16 protein-coding genes are annotated in these 14,206 nt (G+C 71.9%); 8 read left to right on the top strand and 8 right to left on the bottom strand.

Translation table 11 applies throughout. The features are described 5' to 3' along the window. Positions 1-29: 29 nt before the first annotated feature. Complete coding sequence (locus tag OG746_RS31345) at positions 30-671, bottom strand: nucleoside/nucleotide kinase family protein (RefSeq protein ID WP_266720817.1); 642 nt, start codon at positions 669-671, stop codon at positions 30-32. Positions 672-706: 35 nt separating this feature from the next. Between OG746_RS31345 and OG746_RS31340 the strand changes: the two genes are divergently transcribed. The 3 genes from OG746_RS31340 to gltD all read left to right on the top strand — a co-directional run bounded on the left by OG746_RS31340 (position 707) and on the right by gltD (position 3,809). After that, positions 707-1,570, top strand: a complete 864-nt coding sequence (locus OG746_RS31340) for a DUF2293 domain-containing protein (protein ID WP_266720815.1) — start codon at positions 707-709, stop codon at positions 1,568-1,570. Between the two features lie 61 nt (positions 1,571-1,631). Beyond that, a complete protein-coding gene (locus tag OG746_RS31335; RefSeq protein ID WP_266720813.1) occupies positions 1,632-2,117 on the top strand; it encodes an anthrone oxygenase family protein in 486 nt (161 codons plus the stop codon). A 111-nt stretch (positions 2,118-2,228) separates the two neighbouring features. Continuing rightward, positions 2,229-3,809, top strand: a complete 1,581-nt coding sequence (gene gltD, locus OG746_RS31330; protein ID WP_266720812.1) for a glutamate synthase subunit beta — start codon at positions 2,229-2,231, stop codon at positions 3,807-3,809. Positions 3,810-3,852: 43 nt separating this feature from the next. Here the strand turns inward: gltD and OG746_RS31325 are convergent, their stop codons facing one another. Together OG746_RS31325 and OG746_RS31320 are read right to left on the bottom strand one after the other, a co-directional pair. Next, positions 3,853-4,125, bottom strand: a complete 273-nt coding sequence (locus OG746_RS31325; RefSeq protein WP_266720810.1) for a DUF397 domain-containing protein — start codon at positions 4,123-4,125, stop codon at positions 3,853-3,855. After that, complete coding sequence (locus OG746_RS31320; protein WP_266720808.1) at positions 4,126-4,995, bottom strand: Sco1979 family transcriptional regulator; 870 nt, start codon at positions 4,993-4,995, stop codon at positions 4,126-4,128. 341 nt (positions 4,996-5,336) lie between these two features. Here OG746_RS31320 and OG746_RS31315 point away from each other — a divergent pair, with 341 nt between their 5' ends. Both OG746_RS31315 and OG746_RS31310 read left to right on the top strand, forming a co-directional pair. Next, complete coding sequence (locus OG746_RS31315; protein WP_323179754.1) at positions 5,337-5,774, top strand: ATP-binding protein; 438 nt, start codon at positions 5,337-5,339, stop codon at positions 5,772-5,774. Between the two features lie 58 nt (positions 5,775-5,832). Then, the gene (locus tag OG746_RS31310; protein ID WP_266720804.1) at positions 5,833-6,309 is read left to right on the top strand and encodes a hypothetical protein; all 477 of its coding nucleotides are present in this window, start codon (positions 5,833-5,835) and stop codon (positions 6,307-6,309) included. Positions 6,310-6,330: 21 nt separating this feature from the next. Here the strand turns inward: OG746_RS31310 and OG746_RS31305 are convergent, their stop codons facing one another. Both OG746_RS31305 and OG746_RS31300 read right to left on the bottom strand, forming a co-directional pair. Continuing rightward, the gene (locus OG746_RS31305) at positions 6,331-6,513 is read right to left on the bottom strand and encodes a DUF8839 family protein (RefSeq protein WP_266720802.1); all 183 of its coding nucleotides are present in this window, start codon (positions 6,511-6,513) and stop codon (positions 6,331-6,333) included. A gap of 172 nt (positions 6,514-6,685) precedes the next feature. Then, positions 6,686-7,378, bottom strand: a complete 693-nt coding sequence (locus OG746_RS31300; RefSeq protein WP_266720800.1) for a DUF899 domain-containing protein — start codon at positions 7,376-7,378, stop codon at positions 6,686-6,688. Between the two features lie 259 nt (positions 7,379-7,637). Between OG746_RS31300 and OG746_RS31295 the strand changes: the two genes are divergently transcribed. Further along, the gene (locus tag OG746_RS31295) at positions 7,638-8,603 is read left to right on the top strand and encodes an endonuclease/exonuclease/phosphatase family protein (protein ID WP_266720798.1); all 966 of its coding nucleotides are present in this window, start codon (positions 7,638-7,640) and stop codon (positions 8,601-8,603) included. 29 nt (positions 8,604-8,632) lie between these two features. Here OG746_RS31295 and OG746_RS31290 read toward each other — a convergent pair whose 3' ends face one another. Beyond that, on the bottom strand, positions 8,633-10,444 hold the full coding sequence (locus OG746_RS31290; RefSeq protein ID WP_266720796.1) for an FUSC family protein: 1,812 nt from the start codon (positions 10,442-10,444) through the stop codon (positions 8,633-8,635). Positions 10,445-10,580: 136 nt separating this feature from the next. On the opposite strand from OG746_RS31290, the gene OG746_RS31285 reads away from it, so the two are divergent. Continuing rightward, positions 10,581-11,120: a 2'-5' RNA ligase family protein gene (locus tag OG746_RS31285; RefSeq protein ID WP_266720795.1), complete on the top strand. Its 540-nt coding sequence runs from the start codon at positions 10,581-10,583 to the stop codon at positions 11,118-11,120. Here OG746_RS31285 and OG746_RS31280 read toward each other — a convergent pair. Continuing rightward, positions 11,108-11,893, bottom strand: a complete 786-nt coding sequence (locus tag OG746_RS31280; protein ID WP_266720794.1) for a nucleotidyltransferase domain-containing protein — start codon at positions 11,891-11,893, stop codon at positions 11,108-11,110. The two genes, OG746_RS31285 and OG746_RS31280, sit on opposite strands and share 13 nt — an antisense overlap. 32 nt (positions 11,894-11,925) lie before the next feature. Then, a complete protein-coding gene (locus OG746_RS31275) occupies positions 11,926-13,386 on the bottom strand; it encodes an NCS1 family nucleobase:cation symporter-1 (RefSeq protein ID WP_266720793.1) in 1,461 nt (486 codons plus the stop codon). A gap of 146 nt (positions 13,387-13,532) precedes the next feature. Here OG746_RS31275 and OG746_RS31270 point away from each other — a divergent pair, with 146 nt between their 5' ends. Next, positions 13,533-14,198 carry a GntR family transcriptional regulator gene (locus tag OG746_RS31270; RefSeq protein WP_266720791.1) on the top strand — a complete coding sequence of 222 codons (666 nt, stop codon included), beginning with the start codon at positions 13,533-13,535 and terminating at the stop codon, positions 14,196-14,198. Positions 14,199-14,206: the final 8 nt, after the last annotated feature.

Raw genomic sequence — 14,206 nt, 5'->3', positions numbered from 1 at the left:
GGGCCCCACGGCCGCACCGCGCGGGACAGTCACCCGCTCCACGCCGGGTGGCGCGGGTCGTCCGCGCGGATGACGACGTCGGCGCTCGCCGCGGGGTCCGTCTCGGAGTCGTAGCGCTCGAAGGCCGGGAGCGTCCACTGCTCGGACTCGGCGGTACGTCGTCGCAGCGCGCCCTGCGACAGGCTCACGTGAATGGTCAGATCGAAGGGGAACCAGTGGTGCAGGAGGAGGGGGCCGTGCATCAACAGCACTCCGCCGGGCGGGAGTTGGACGTATCCGCTGCGGGTCGCGCGGTCCGCGACCGGGTCCCACAGGTCGGGCAGGACGCGGCCCGTGCCGTCCGGTTCGAGCGGTCCGAACACCTCGCGCCACAGGGCGCCCGTGTCGAACCAGCCGCTGTAGTACGCCTCGACGTCCTGGTGCCCGTACTCGAACCGGAGCGAGGCCGGGCGCAGAAAACCCTCCGCGCCGACCGTGAGCGAAGACCGGCCGCGGACGCGCAGGGCTTCGGAGACGAGCGCCGCGAGCTCGCCGGGGCGGGCGGCCGGCGCCCCGTCGAGGGCGACCTTCACCCACGGGCCGCCGTCGGCCGGCTTCAGGTCGAGCAGCCGCTCGGCGAGGGTGTCGCCGAGCCGTTCCCAGGTGATCGCTTCAAGTCGCACGCACTCCATGATGCAGGGCACGCCCGGGCGGGCATCACGCCCGTATGACCAGAGCCACCCCACCACTGCCCCGAGCCGCCCCACCGCCGACCAGCGCCGCCCCGCCGCAGGCCACGCACACCACCCCCGCACCGGCCGTCGCGCGCAGTCCCCTCGTCTTCCAGTCGGTCAAGCGCAAGCGGTGCGGCGCCTGCCGTCGGGGGCCGCTCCGGCTCCTGACCCTGGAGGGCGGGCAGCCCCGCTGTCTGGACTGCGCCGACCTGGGACACCTCGTGTTTCTGCCGCGCGGGGACACGGCGCTGACCCGCAGGGCACGCGAGGAGAGCGCGCTCTCGGCCGTCGTCGTGCGCTTCCATCGGCGGCGCGGGCGGTACGAGCGACAGGGCGTGCTCATCGAGGAGCAGGCGCTCGCGCGGGCCGAGGCGCGCTGCCTGGCCGACGCGGAGGCGCGGGCCCGGCGGCGGGCGCGGGACGCGGCGCGGCGGGCGGCGCAGGACGCGGTGTTCGTGGCGGAGTTCGCGGCGCGGATCCGGCGGCTGTTTCCCGGTTGCCCCGAGGACCGGGCGGCGGCGATCGCCGCGCATGCCGGGGCGCGCGGGAGCGGGCGGGTGGGCCGGAGTGCGGCGGGGCGGGCGCTTTCGGAGGGTGCGGCCGCGGTGCGGGCCGCCGTGCGCCATGTGGACACGCCCTACGACCGGCTGCTGATGGAGGGCGTGCCCCGGAGGGAGGCGCGGTCCCGGGTGACCGAGGCCGTGGCGGCGGTACTGGACGGGTGGCAGGGGCCCACTCCCGCCCCATCCACCGCTCCCGACCCGTACGCCACCGGCACCCCCGCCACCCTCGACAGCTCCACCGCTCTCACGGCACTCCACGAAACCGCCACAACCGGCACCGTTCGCTCAATGTAATCGTGAAATCACTGTCCACAACCGACAAACTGCGGCATGATCCCTCTTGTTAGGGGGGCTCATGATCGAAGGTCCGTATTTCGCGCTGGTCGTGCTGGGGGCGGTCTGGTGCGGGGTGAGTTCAGGGGTGTTCATCGCGTTCTCCACGTTCGTGATGCGCGGTCTTGGCGCGCTGCCCGCCGCGCAGGCGATCGCCGCGATGAACGCCATCAATATCGCCGCCCTCGCGCCGCCGTTCATGGTCGTCTTTCTCGGCGCCGCAGTGCTGTGCGCGGTGATCGCGGTCGTGACGTTCGTGCTCTGGCCCGAGGCCGGCACCGTCGAGCTGCTGCTCGGCTGCGCGCTGTATCTGGCGGGCACCTTCGGCGTGACGGTGCTGGCGAACGTGCCGCGCAACGCTGCTCTCGCCGGCCTCTCCGGCGACGAGGAGTCCGAGAGCAGCGCCGCGCAGTGGCGGACGTATCTCGCCGAGTGGGTGCGATGGAACCACGTACGGGCCGCGACAGGCGCCGCCGCCTCGGGCCTGTTCGTGCTGGCCCTGACGTGAGCCCTGACCTGAGCCGGGGCGGCATGAGCTGGGGCGCCCCGCGCCCACCCGACGTATCGTGACGAAAAGAGCCAAAGCCAGAGCCAGCAGTCACGGCGTAGGGAGACGGCCATGGCCGACCCCAAGGGCTTCCTCACCACGCCCCGGCGGGATGCGCCGCGCCGCGCCGTCGGGGAGCGGGTCCGCGACTGGGACGAGGTGTACGTCCCCGGCGGCCTGCTGCCGATCATCGAAGCGCAGGCCGACCGCTGCATGGACTGCGGGATCCCGTTCTGCCACGAGGCGTGCCCGCTGGGGAACCTGATCCCCGAGTGGAACGACCTGGTCTCGCGGGACGACTGGCAGGCGGCGAGCGAGCGCCTGCACGCCACGAACAACTTCCCGGAGTTCACCGGCCGCCTGTGCCCTGCCCCGTGCGAGGCGGGCTGCGTCCTCGCCATCAATCATCCCACCCGTCTCCCACCACCACCCTCAACCGAGGCCCTACGGGCCGCCCCTCCTTCTCCTGTGACCATCAAGAACGTAGAGGTCGCCATCGCCGACCGGGCCTGGGACGAGGGCTTCGTGTCCGCACAGCCGCCCGACCGGCACAGCGGGCGGACCGTCGCCGTCATCGGCTCGGGCCCCGCCGGGCTCGCGGCCGCGCAGCAGCTGACGCGGGCCGGGCACACCGTCGCCGTGTACGAGCGGGACGACCGGCCGGGCGGACTGCTGCGCTACGGGATCCCCGCGTTCAAGATGGAGAAGCACCATCTGGACCGCCGCCTCGACCAGTTGACCAAGGAGGGTGTGCGGTTCCGTACGTCGACGGAGATCGGCCGGGACCTCGAAGCCGCCGACCTGCGGTCCCGCTACGACGCCGTGATCATCGCGACCGGGGCGACAAAATGGCGCGAACTCGACGTTCCTGGGCGCGAGTTGGCAGGCGTCGAGCAGGCGATGGAGTACCTGCCGTGGGCCAACCGCACGTACGAGAAAGCGAAGCGCACACCCCAGGACACCCAGCAGGCACAGGACACCCAGGAGTCACCGCTCACCGCCACCGGCAAACACGTCGTCATCGTCGGCGGCGGCGACACCGGCGCCGACTGCCTGGGCACGGCGGTCCGTGAACGGGCCGCGTCCGTCACGCAGTTGGACATCTACGACAGGCCGGACGACACGCGCGACGAGGACGTCGAGCCCTGGCCGACGTACCCGAAGCTGTACCGGCTCTCCGCCGCGCACGAGGAGGCCGGTGAGCTGCGCACGGCCCCGGCGGCCGACGCGGACGCCCGGCTCTTCGCCGCCTCCACGCTGCGCCTCACAGGGGACGCCGCGGGACATGTTCGTGCGCTGCGCCTCGAGGAGGTGGACGCGGCGCGCCGGCCGCTGCCGGGAACGGAGCGGACACTGCCCGCCGATCTGGTGCTGCTCGCGCTCGGCTTTCATGGGCCCGAGCGTCAACCCGGTGGCCTCATCGACCAGTTGGGCCTCGACGTCGACGAGCGGGGCCGTCTCGCGCGCGATGCCGCCTTCGCGACGAATGTGCCGGGCGTGTTCGTCGCTGGTGACGCGGGGCGCGGCGCCTCGCTCGTGGTGTGGGCGATCGCCGAGGGAAGGGCGGCGGCCGCCGCGGTCGACCGCTGGCTGACGGGGCGGACGCAATTGCCGGAGCCGATCGGGGCGCACGACCGCCCGATGACCGTCTGAGTGGCCCGAATCGCCCACCCGAACGCGGGCGATCCGTGGCGCGTCACGACAGCAGAAAGTCCGCGGCCCCCGACTTCGCCCCTTCGATGAACGCGGTGATCTCACCGATGGTGTAGATCAGCGCGGGCCCGTCCGGGTCCGAGGACTGACGTACGGCGACGCGCCCGTCGGCCAGCTTCATGGCTTCGAGGCAGTTGCCTCCGTTGCCGCCGCTCCACGGCTTGTGCCAGCCTTCGCTGCCGAGCTCGCGCGCGGGCATGCCGTTGTAGATCGGCTCGCCGTCGACGCCGCGTATTCGGTCCTTGATCGAGTCCATTCACAGCTCCTTGCGGAGATCGCGGAGGATCTCCTTTGTGCGTTGCGCCGTCGCGGCATGCGCCGCCATGCGGTCCATGACTTCCAGGTGGGTGGCCACCTCGGGGCGCGCGTCGAGATAGACGGCGCCTGTCAGGTACTCGCTGTAGACCATGTCCGGCAGTTCTGACATGGCAAATCGGAACAGGACGAAGGGTCCGTACGTGCCCGGGTGCGGGCCCGCGGCGAACTCCGCGACCTGAAGCGTCACGTTCGGCAGCTCCATCGCCTCGAGCAGCCGGTCGATCTGGGCGCGCATCACGTCCATGTCGCCGACGGGGCGGCGCAGGGCGGTCTCGTCCATCACGACCCACAGGCGGGGCGCGTCCTCGCGGGTGAGCAGGGCCTGGCGCTGCATCCGCAGGGCGACATGCCGCTCGACCACGTCCGGGTCGTCGGCGACAGCGCGGCCTATCGCCCCGGACGTGAACACCCCGCGCGCGTAGTCCTCGGTCTGGAGCAGGCCGGGCACGAAGTGCGGGTCGTACGACCTGATGAGCCGGGCCGCGCCCTCCAGGCTCACGTACATGGAGAACCAGCCGGGCAGGATGTCGTGGTAGCGCTGCCACCAGCCCGGCTTGTTCGCCTCCTCCGCGAGTTGCACGAAGGACGTGGTCTCGTCGTCGGCGACGCCGTAGGCCTTGAGGAGCAGCTGGACGTAGGGGATGCGCAGGGAGACCTCGGCGGTTTCCATGCGGCGGATCGTCGCGGCGGTCACGCGGAGTACTTTCGCGGCCTCCTCGCGCTTGAGCCCGGCGCCCTCGCGAAGGTCCTGCAGTCGGCGGCCGAGAACGACCTGGCCGACCGTCGGCGCGGACCGAGGTTCGCTCACGCCCCCTACCTCCCAGTAGTCCCGATGTCTGAATCCCGCCACTTTTCATCGCGGGAAAAGGTCCGAAAGACGTCCCTCACCGGCCGTTTCCCTGCGATTCACCCCCGATGGGGGCCGTGTGGCGCGCTGTTGCGAGCAGTCTGCCATGCCCACTCCACACGGCATACGCCACTCTGCACTTTTCAGAGTGGCCCTTGCCAAGTGTTCATGGCGGGGAGATAGTGGCAAGCGTGACTCCGTCTGCGCCTTTAGGAACAGAAGTCGGCGAAACTACGCTCGGTGACCGTTCGGGTACCCCGACAGGGGCCCACCCGTCGGCTGCCCGTCGCAGCAGTTTCGAACTGGCTCCCCACCCGGGCTCCGCCGCTCAGGCCCGGCGCGTGACGCGTACCCACCTCAGTGCGTGGGGCGCGTGCGAGGACACCTGTGACGCGGCGGCCCTTGTCGTGTCCGAACTGGTCACGAACGCGATCGTGCACACCGCGAGCCGGCGCATCCACTGCGAACTGCGCGAGCTGCGCGACGACTCCGGTGACCGGCTGCGTATAGCGGTCCGGGACGAGGGGTGCATACCCGGCGACGCCCGCGTGGGCCGCGTCGCGCCCGAGGAGGAGCACGGCAGAGGACTGCTCCTCGTGGCCGCGGTCGCCACGGCGTGGGGCGCCCAGGAGACCGGGCCCGGCCTCCTCGTCTGGGCCGAACTGCCCCGCGACGAGCGGGAGCCGCAGCCGCCCGGCCCCGTCCCCGGCGCATCGGACGGCGCCGGATGGGCTTGGTGAACGCCCGCCCCTGTCGGACGGCGGGCGGAGGAACGACGAACGTGCGAAACAGGATCGGATGGGCGTGGTGACAACGGGCAAGCGGACGATGCACTTGAACTCGCTGGCCGGACTGGCCCGGAGGCGTCGCCCCCGGCGTCCGGAGCAGGCGGAGACTCCGCGTCCGGGCTGCGCGCCTCCCGTGCGGCTCAGTGTGCCCGCGGGCATGACCGCGCCGCTCGGCTGCGACGCCGTCGCGGTGCCCGAGGAGTTCGGCCGGGCGATGGCGAAGCGCCTGCCGCGGATGGGCTGTGTCTACGCGGACGGGGCGCACTGGTGGTGGCTCGTGCCCTCGGACTCCGACGTGTCCCTGGAGTGGCCCGCGCCCGCGCGCTACACGGCGGGCGCCCTGGTGCCGGACGTGCCGCGGGCACCCGCCCTGGTGCACCGTCCGGAGGGTTCGGTGCCGTACACGCCGCCGATTCCGCTGTATCTCGCACTGTGCCGGGTCACGGGGACCACACCGGTGTGGTCGCGGTCGGTCGGCGCTTCGTAACGCACTCTTCCCGCGACGACGTCAGCCCACGAGATCGGCCACCGGCTCCCGCACGATCACCAGGAACGCGTCCGTCGCCAAGTCCATGATCACCTCGGCCGGTTGGCCCTCCTGGCGGCGCCGGTTCGCGTACTCCTCCGCGGGCCAGGAGCCGCGGGGCCCGCCTGCCGGGAATCGTTGCAGAACCACTCGTCCATTCACCATCGTTCGTCCCTGCCCCCGTGATCGTGCCGATGTACGGCGCCCCACGCGTCCGGGCGCTTCATGAGGGAGAACGCTGACAGGGGCACTCCCGGCTCGCAACGTGACGATAATGACACCGAGTTGATACGAGGTCAGGTCGCTCGGTCGACGTCTTCGGTCGACGTATTCGTCCTCAGTCGACGTATTCGTCGTGGTAGCGCACGCGCGCACTGCCCGCAGGGGCCCCGAGAGCCGACGCGCGCCCCTCCGGCTTCTCCCACTCCTCCTGACGGCCCAGGGCGGTGAGGTCCAGGAAGTTCGTGGTGAACCCGATGTGGTCCATGCCGCGGGCGAACGTCGAGTACGTGTGGAAGACCCGCTCCCCCTCGCGCAGGAAGCAGCTGATCACGGGCTGCTCCTGGAGGGTGCCGTCCTCACCCGTGAACGTGGCGCCGAAGTCCTGGTTGAAATCGCTGAGATGGGACGAGTACCAGGGCACCGTCCAGCCCATCCGCGCCTTGAACGGCAGGATCCGGGTGAACGGCGCGCGCGACACCGCCACGAACTCCGTGCCGCGGGCCCGCAGATGCGCCAGGTGCCCGATCTGGTCGAGGAATCCGGAGCAGCTGGGGCAGCCCGCGTCCCAGTCGGGCGCGAACATGAAGTGGTAGACGACGAGTTGTGGACGCCCCTCGAACAGGTCGAGCAGCTCCGACTTCCCGTCCGGGCCCTCGAAGACGTACGACTTGTCGATCTCGACCATGGGCAACTCGCGGCGCCGCGTGTTCAGTTCGTCCCGCGCCCGGGTCGCCGCCTTCTCCAGGGCGAGCAGCTCCTCGCGCGCGGCGCGCCATTCCTCGCGCGTGACCACCTTCGGCAGCCCCATGCTTCCTCCTCGGGTCGTGTCTCTCGGAGGGGTGACCGGAGGGCTGTGCGGAACTCATCGCTTCGGCGAAAGTTTTTTGAAGTGGTCCTGATTTCCCGGAAGCGGCCCTGGTTCTCTGGCAGCGGTCCCGATTTTCTGGAAGCGGCCCTGATTCCCCGGAAGCGGCCCTGATTCCTGAAGGAGCGCTGTCCTCCCGGCGGAGCCGCTGGCACGCTGGCCGCCCCGGCCCTTCCGGGCCGGCCCTAGGACGGAGCACACCATGCTCGTCGGTACCTGGAACCTGGAGAACCTCTACCGCCCCGGCGGCCCCTACGGCCCGCGCGACAAGGCCGCGTACGAGGCGAAACTGGCCTCGCTGGCCGCCACCCTGAAGAGCCTGAGCCCCACCCTGCTCGGCGTGCAGGAGGTCGGCGACCCGGCGGCGCTCGACGATCTGGTGCAGCTGCTCGACGGCCGGTACCGGGTGCTGCTGTCCGAGTACCCGGACGAGCGCGGGATCCGGGTCGGCTTCCTCACCAGCGTGTTCATGAACGTGGTCGGGGACACGGCCGAGTTCCCCGCAGGCCTGCGCCCGGTGCAGGTCGACGACACGGGCAGGACCGCGGACCGGATGGGGCGGGGCGTGCTCGCCGTGCACTTCTCGACGCGGGCGACGTGGCTCACGGCTGCCGTCTGCCACCTCAAGTCGAAGCTGCTCGGGTATCCGGGCGGCAGGTTCTTCCCGCGCGACGAGGGTGAGCGGGCGCGCTACGCGGCGTACGCGCTGCAACGGCGGGCGGCGGAGGCGGCCACCGTGCGCACCTTCGCGGACACCCTCATCGGGGCGGGCGGCCAGGGCGTACGTGTCGCTCTCATGGGCGACTTCAACGACGAGGTGGCCGCCTCGACCACCCAGATCCTGCAGGGCCCGCCCGGCTCCGAGATCGGCACGCCCGGCTTCGACCACCCCGACAAGGGCGACGCGCGGCGGCTGTGGAACGTGGCGCCGCTGATCCCCGAGGAGCGGCGGTACTCGCGGGTGCACGAGGGCCGCCGCGAGCTGATCGACCACGTCTTCGTCTCGCACGAACTGCTCGGCCACGTCGTCCGCGCGGGCACCGGCCCGTCCCGGGAGCAGTCCGACGCCGAGCTCGAGGAGCTGCCGTCGGTGAGCGACGATCCGGCCGAGCGGCGGGACGCGCCGGGGTCCGACCACGCCCCCGTATGGGTCGACCTGCGCCCCTGAACCCCCTGTCTGCGCCCCTGAACTCCCCGTTACGCGGCGAGTTCCGCGAGCAGCACGTCGATCCTGCGCGCGTGCTGCTCGGGCACCCGCCCGGTGTCGTCCACCTGCACCGCGCACGCGGTCGTCGCGTCGACGAGCCGCTCCAGTACGACGGTCACCTGCCGCGAGCCGTCCGAGTGCCGCGCGAGCACCGGCAGTTCGGCGGCGGCGAGGTCGACGGCGGCCCGCGCCTGCGCGAGCGTCCGGTACGCCTCGCGCCGCAGCGCCCACCGCCCGTGCCGGTCGACGCCCTCCGCTCCCCCGGCGCCCTTGGCTCCTTGCTGGGATTCGCTCAGCACATGCCGTACGTAGGCGTGGGCGGCGTCGTGCGCGACGTCGAGCCGCACCCGCACCCCGCCGCCGCGGTGCCCGCCCGGCAGCGGCAGATGCCCGGCGACCAGCACGATGGCGCAGGCGAGCAGCGTCTCGGTGATCCGGCCCCAGGATGCCTGCGGCTCCCCGCCCACCATCACCAGGGACAGTACGAGAACGGTGACGACGGCGGTCTGCGCGGCGAAGTGCCGGGTGGCGACGGGGATCAGCGCCCCGCAGGCGGCGACGAGCGCGACGAGCCCGAGGGGCTGCGGCAGCACGGCGGCGAGCCCCGCGAAGAGGACCGCGCCCGCGATGGTCCCGGCGGCCCGGCACAGCGCGCGCGAGGCGAGCGGTCCGAGGTCCGGCTTCACGAGAAAGACGGCGGTGGCGGGCAGCCAGTACCAGTGCAGCGGGTGCAGGGCCTGGGCGACGGCGGCGCTGGCGCCGAAGGAGAGCCCGACCCGGACGCCGTACTCGCGGCCTGCGGGACCGGCCACCCTGCGCAGCACTCCGCGCACGGACGCGCGCCGCCGGCCCGACGGCAGGTGGACAGCGGCCCCGTCGAAGGCCTCGGCGGCCCGCAGCAGCGCCTCGTCGAGGGCGCGAAGACCCGCGCCGGCGCGGGCGGGAGCGGGCAGCGCGCCGGGCGCATCCCCGGTCCGCACGGCGGCGGCGAGCCGGCGCGGACCCTCCCCGGCCCGCGCGGGCACCGGCTCCCCGGTCCAGGCGAGCGCGGTGGCGGCCTCGGCGAGCGGGAGGGCGGCGGAGTACTGGCGGCGCAGGCGCCGGGTGGCCGCCGAGCGGCCGGGCCGCAGGGCGTCCTGCGCCTGGTCGAGGGCGGCGGTCAGCGCGACGCGTCGGGCCTGGGCCTCGGGTCCGCCGACGGCGTCGAGCAGCCGGGCCACGGCCTCGTACACGGAGGCGACGGCGGCACGCTCACCGTCGTAGAGGTAGCCGAGCCCCTTCGTACGTACGGGAGAGGGCAGCAGCAGTCGCAGCAGGATCAGCCACGCGGCGCCCCCGGCGAACAGCAGCGCGCGCTGCCAGGCGGGCTCCGGAAGCGGCATCCCGGCGCCTATGGCGACGGTGACGAGGAACTGGGTCCCGGCGGAGGACGAGACGGGCCCGACGGCACTGAAGGCGCCGCCCACGAGCCCGAGCACGGCGAAGAGGCAGGCGATGAGCGCTCCGGTCGGCAGCGCACCGCCGATGAAACTGCCGACGGTCATCCCCAGAGCACCGGCGAGCGCGGGCCCGCCGAGCCGCGAGACGGCGGCGAGCCGCGGACCCGGCCGGTCGTTGACCCCGGCGAGCATCGCCCCGAGCGCGAGCAGCACCCCACTGGAAGGCCGCCCGGCGGCGACGGCGACGAGCAGCAGCGGCCCGCCGGCCAGGGCCCCGCGCACGACGGCGGGCCAGGGCACGGGAGCGCGCTGGGCGCGCAGGGCGTGACTCAGCCAGGGCGGGAGCGAATGGGGGCGGCGCATGACGGTGAGCAGACTCCTGTCGTACGAACACGGAGGGTGCCGGGCGCCGTCGGCCAGCCTGAACTGGTTTCTCAAGCGTAAGCGGAGTTGTTGGAGAGGAGGAAACAGCGAGGTTTCCGGAATGTGACACTTGACCGTGCCCACGCGACGTACTCCTGAGAACCATGGCGGCTGGCCGGATCTTCCCGGCGACACGGCCTTGACCATCCACGTCCCGGAGGCGGACGCCCTGGTCCGCACGCCGTCGAGGGCCCACGTCACGCTCCTCTACCCGTTCCTCCCGCTGGACCGGATCACGCCGGAGGCGGACGCCGACCTGCGCGCCCTGTTCGCTGCCACCCCACAGATCGCGCTCGGCTTCACCGCGGTACGCCGCTGGCCGGGCGTCCTCTATCTGCCCCCGGCCCCGGACGACCCCCTCCGCGCCCTGACGAAGTCGGTACGGGAACGCTGGCCGGAGGCGGTGCCGTACCGGGGCATCTTCGGCGACGAGGGCTTGGACCCCCACCTCACGCTGGCGAGCGGCGCGGGCACGGACGACATCCCGGAGACGGAGTTCACGACGGCGCTGCCGCTGCACGCGCGCGTGGAGTCGGTGAAGCTGATCGTGACGGATGGCGCGGGAACGGGGTGGCGTGACATCCGCACGTACGCGCTCGGCCCTCAGGCCTGCTGAGCCTCGGCGACGGCCCGCGCCATCAGCTCCCGCGCCCGGTCCACGAGTTCTTCGAGGCCGAGCGCCGGGTCCCCGACCACCCGGTCGATTCCCCGCAGCCCGGCCCGCTCCAGCAGCCGCTTCTCGTTGGTCACCCACTCCCCGCGCGCGGCGAGCACCGCGTGACCGGCCTGCATCGCGGCACTGGCCACGGCCCCGAGAACCTCGGTGCGCGCGCCGAGGGGCACGCTGTTCCCCTTCGCGTAATCGAGGGTGATCGAGGCGCGCCCCCACCACACTTCGGGGGCCGCCTTGCGCAGGGCGGCGGGGTACCCGTCGGGCCTGGGTGTCTCGCCGCGCAGCACCCGGTTGACGGCGAGCTCGGCGACGACGAGATACGACGGGATTCCGGCGAGGTGGAACATCAACGGCTCCCAGTGGAACCGCCCTGCCTCGGCCTCGGCCAGCTCGTGCTCGACGACATCGAGATCCCGGTAGTGCACATCGACGCGCCGCCCGTCGACGCTGAGCCAGGCACCACCGTTGAAGACGCCCCCGCCCCAGCCACCGATCTCGGAGACCTCCCCCTCCCACCCGACGTCCCGCAGGTGCCGGGGCTCGAACAGCCCCTCGCTCCCCCGGTAGTACACGGCGGTGTCCCAGTCGCTCGCGGCGGTGTGCGTCCCTTGCGCCCGCGACCCGCCCAGCGTCACGGCGTGCACCCCGGGCAGGGCGTCGAGCCGGTCTGCGAGGCGGTCGAGGAAGACGTCATCGGTGACGGATTCGGCGGTCATGCGGCCACGCTAAGCGAGCGAAGGCTCCGGCGTCAGGCCGCCAGTGCGGCCGACTCGGCCCGCTCCCGCCGGCACACCACCCCGTACACCCCCGCCCCCACCGCCGTCCCGATGAACCACGAATACGCCGCCACCGAGTCGAAGTACGGGACAAGGGCGAGGACCACGGCCAGCGACGCGGACGGTACGAATGCCGCCAGGGCCTTCGGGTTCACGCCGTGCCGGTAGTAGTAGCGGGAGCCCGGCCGCGCGTCGAAGAGTGCCTCCGTGTCCACCCGGCCCCGCTTCACCCAGAAGTAGTCGAGCATCAGGATGCCGAAGAGCGGGCCCAGGAACGCGCCGAGGCCGCCCAGGAAGTAGTTCACGACGTCCGGGTTCGAGTACAGGTTCCATGGCGTGACCAGGAGGGCCAGCACCGTCGAGATCGCGCCGCCCACCTTGAACGTGATCTTCTGCGGCCAGACGTTCGCCAAGTCGTAGGCCGGGGAGACGAAGTTGGCGACGATGTTCACGCCCATCGTGGCGATCGCGAAGGTCAGGGCGCCGAAGACCAGGACCCAGGTGTTGCCGATCCTCGCCACCAGCATCGCGGGGTCGGTGATCGCCTCGCCGAAGACCTCGACGCTGCCCGCCGTCACCACAACGGACAGCACCACAAAGGCAGTTGAGTTGACCGGCAGGCCCCAGAAGTTGCCGCGCCGCACGGTCCGGTAGTCCGGCGCGAAGCGGGAGAAGTCGCAGAAGTTGAGCATCAGGGTGCCGTACGTGGCGAGGATCAGGCCGATCGCGCCGAACCACTGGCGGAATTGTTCGCCCGTGGAGACCGGGTGCGGTGTCGACGTGAGCGAGATCGTCCAGCCCGCCTTCGCCCAGATCCAGATCGCGAGGGCGAGCATCACCACCCAGATCGCGGGTCCGCAGAAGTCCTGGAACTTGCGGACCGACTCCATGCCGCGCGTGATGATCAGGGACTGGATCAGCCACAGGGTGAGGAAGGAGGCCCAGCCCAGCGCGTGCAGGCCGAGGAACGAGTGTTCCGTCCATGACTTCGTGCCGGGGAACGCCGCCAGCACCATCACGTTCACCGCCACCGAGGCCAGGTACGTCTGGATTCCGTACCACATGATGGCGATCACGGCCCGGACGAGCGCCGGGATGTTCGCTCCCCAGACGCCGAAGCTGATCCGGCTGACGACCGGGAACGGGACGCCGTGGCGCTGGCCGATGCGGCCCATCGCGTTGCAGCCGATGTAGATCAGGACGAAGCCGATGAGCAGTGCGGTGAAGACCTGCCAGGCGTTGAGGCCGAGCACCAACAGGCCTGCCGCGAACGTGTAGTTGCCGAGGTTGTGGACGTCGGACATCCACAGGGCGAAGAGGTCGTAGACCTTCCACTTGCGCTCGCGGGCCGGCGCCAGGTCCTCGTTGGTCAGGCGCGGATCGGGCGGCACGGGGGTGATGGACTGGGAATGCACTGGCTCGGCCACGGACATGGCGCTCCTCCGGCAAGAAGGTTTGGTATACCAATACCGCGCGATGGTCCCGCTGCCGACACCGCCCGGCCATGTCCGCGCGGTTACATCTCCGTAAATCCACCCCGCTTCCCCTGCCCCTCGGGGACATCGACGAAGATGGACCCATGACGACGGCAGGATCGGTGGAGCCCCTGGGCGCGGTGCGCGAGCGCGTGCTCACGGCCTTGCGCGAGGACATCATCGGCGGGCACCGGCGGCCCGGCGACCGGCTCGTCGAGCGGGAGCTCGCCGAGCGCTTCGGCGTGTCCCGGGTCCCCGTCCGCGAGGCGATCCGGGCGCTGCTCGCCGAGGGCTTCGTGACGTACGAGACGCCCCGCAGGGCCGTCGTGCGCACCCTGACCCGCACCGATGTCACCGAACTGTACGAGCTGCGCGAGGCCTTGGAGGTCTACGCCGCCGGACTCGCGGCCGAGCGGGCCACCCCGGACGACCTCAAGGAGCTGGAAGGGCTGCTCGAACGGGCCACGCGCGCCACGCGCGAGGGCGACGCCGAGACCAACACGGACGTCAACTCCCGTTTCCACGACCGGCTGTTGGAGATGGCGCGCAACGAGCTCATCGTGTCCGTGATGCAGCCCGTCGGCGGTCGGCTGCGCTGGCTCACCCGGCGCGCCGAGGAATGGGCCCAACAGCTCGTCGAGCACCGGGAGTTGTACGAGGCGATGGCCGGCGGCGACGCCGAGCGGGCGCGGGCGGTCGCCCTCACGCACGTCCGCACCAACTACCACTTCACCGTGCGTCATCTCTTCGACGACGACCCCACCGCGTAGCAGCAGGA

Origin of the sequence: Streptomyces sp. NBC_01016 (genome assembly GCF_026341035.1) — a bacterium.
Lineage (GTDB): Bacteria > Actinomycetota > Actinomycetes > Streptomycetales > Streptomycetaceae > Streptomyces.
This window is presented reverse-complemented; position numbering and strand designations above follow the sequence as displayed.

Coding starts and splice junctions, on each gene's coding strand:
- OG746_RS31345 (WP_266720817.1), bottom strand. CDS start 671: ATGGAGTGCGTGCGACTTGAAGCGATCACCTGGGAACGGCTCGGCGAC.
- OG746_RS31270 (WP_266720791.1), top strand. CDS start 13,533: ATGACGACGGCAGGATCGGTGGAGCCCCTGGGCGCGGTGCGCGAGCGC.
- OG746_RS31280 (WP_266720794.1), bottom strand. CDS start 11,893: ATGACCGCCGAATCCGTCACCGATGACGTCTTCCTCGACCGCCTCGCA.
- OG746_RS31300 (WP_266720800.1), bottom strand. CDS start 7,378: ATGGGGCTGCCGAAGGTGGTCACGCGCGAGGAATGGCGCGCCGCGCGC.
- OG746_RS31310 (WP_266720804.1), top strand. CDS start 5,833: ATGGGCGTGGTGACAACGGGCAAGCGGACGATGCACTTGAACTCGCTG.
- OG746_RS31325 (WP_266720810.1), bottom strand. CDS start 4,125: ATGGACTCGATCAAGGACCGAATACGCGGCGTCGACGGCGAGCCGATC.
- OG746_RS31295 (WP_266720798.1), top strand. CDS start 7,638: ATGCTCGTCGGTACCTGGAACCTGGAGAACCTCTACCGCCCCGGCGGC.
- OG746_RS31290 (WP_266720796.1), bottom strand. CDS start 10,444: ATGCGCCGCCCCCATTCGCTCCCGCCCTGGCTGAGTCACGCCCTGCGC.
- OG746_RS31335 (WP_266720813.1), top strand. CDS start 1,632: ATGATCGAAGGTCCGTATTTCGCGCTGGTCGTGCTGGGGGCGGTCTGG.
- OG746_RS31275 (WP_266720793.1), bottom strand. CDS start 13,386: ATGTCCGTGGCCGAGCCAGTGCATTCCCAGTCCATCACCCCCGTGCCG.
- OG746_RS31340 (WP_266720815.1), top strand. CDS start 707: ATGACCAGAGCCACCCCACCACTGCCCCGAGCCGCCCCACCGCCGACC.
- gltD (WP_266720812.1), top strand. CDS start 2,229: ATGGCCGACCCCAAGGGCTTCCTCACCACGCCCCGGCGGGATGCGCCG.
- OG746_RS31305 (WP_266720802.1), bottom strand. CDS start 6,513: ATGGTGAATGGACGAGTGGTTCTGCAACGATTCCCGGCAGGCGGGCCC.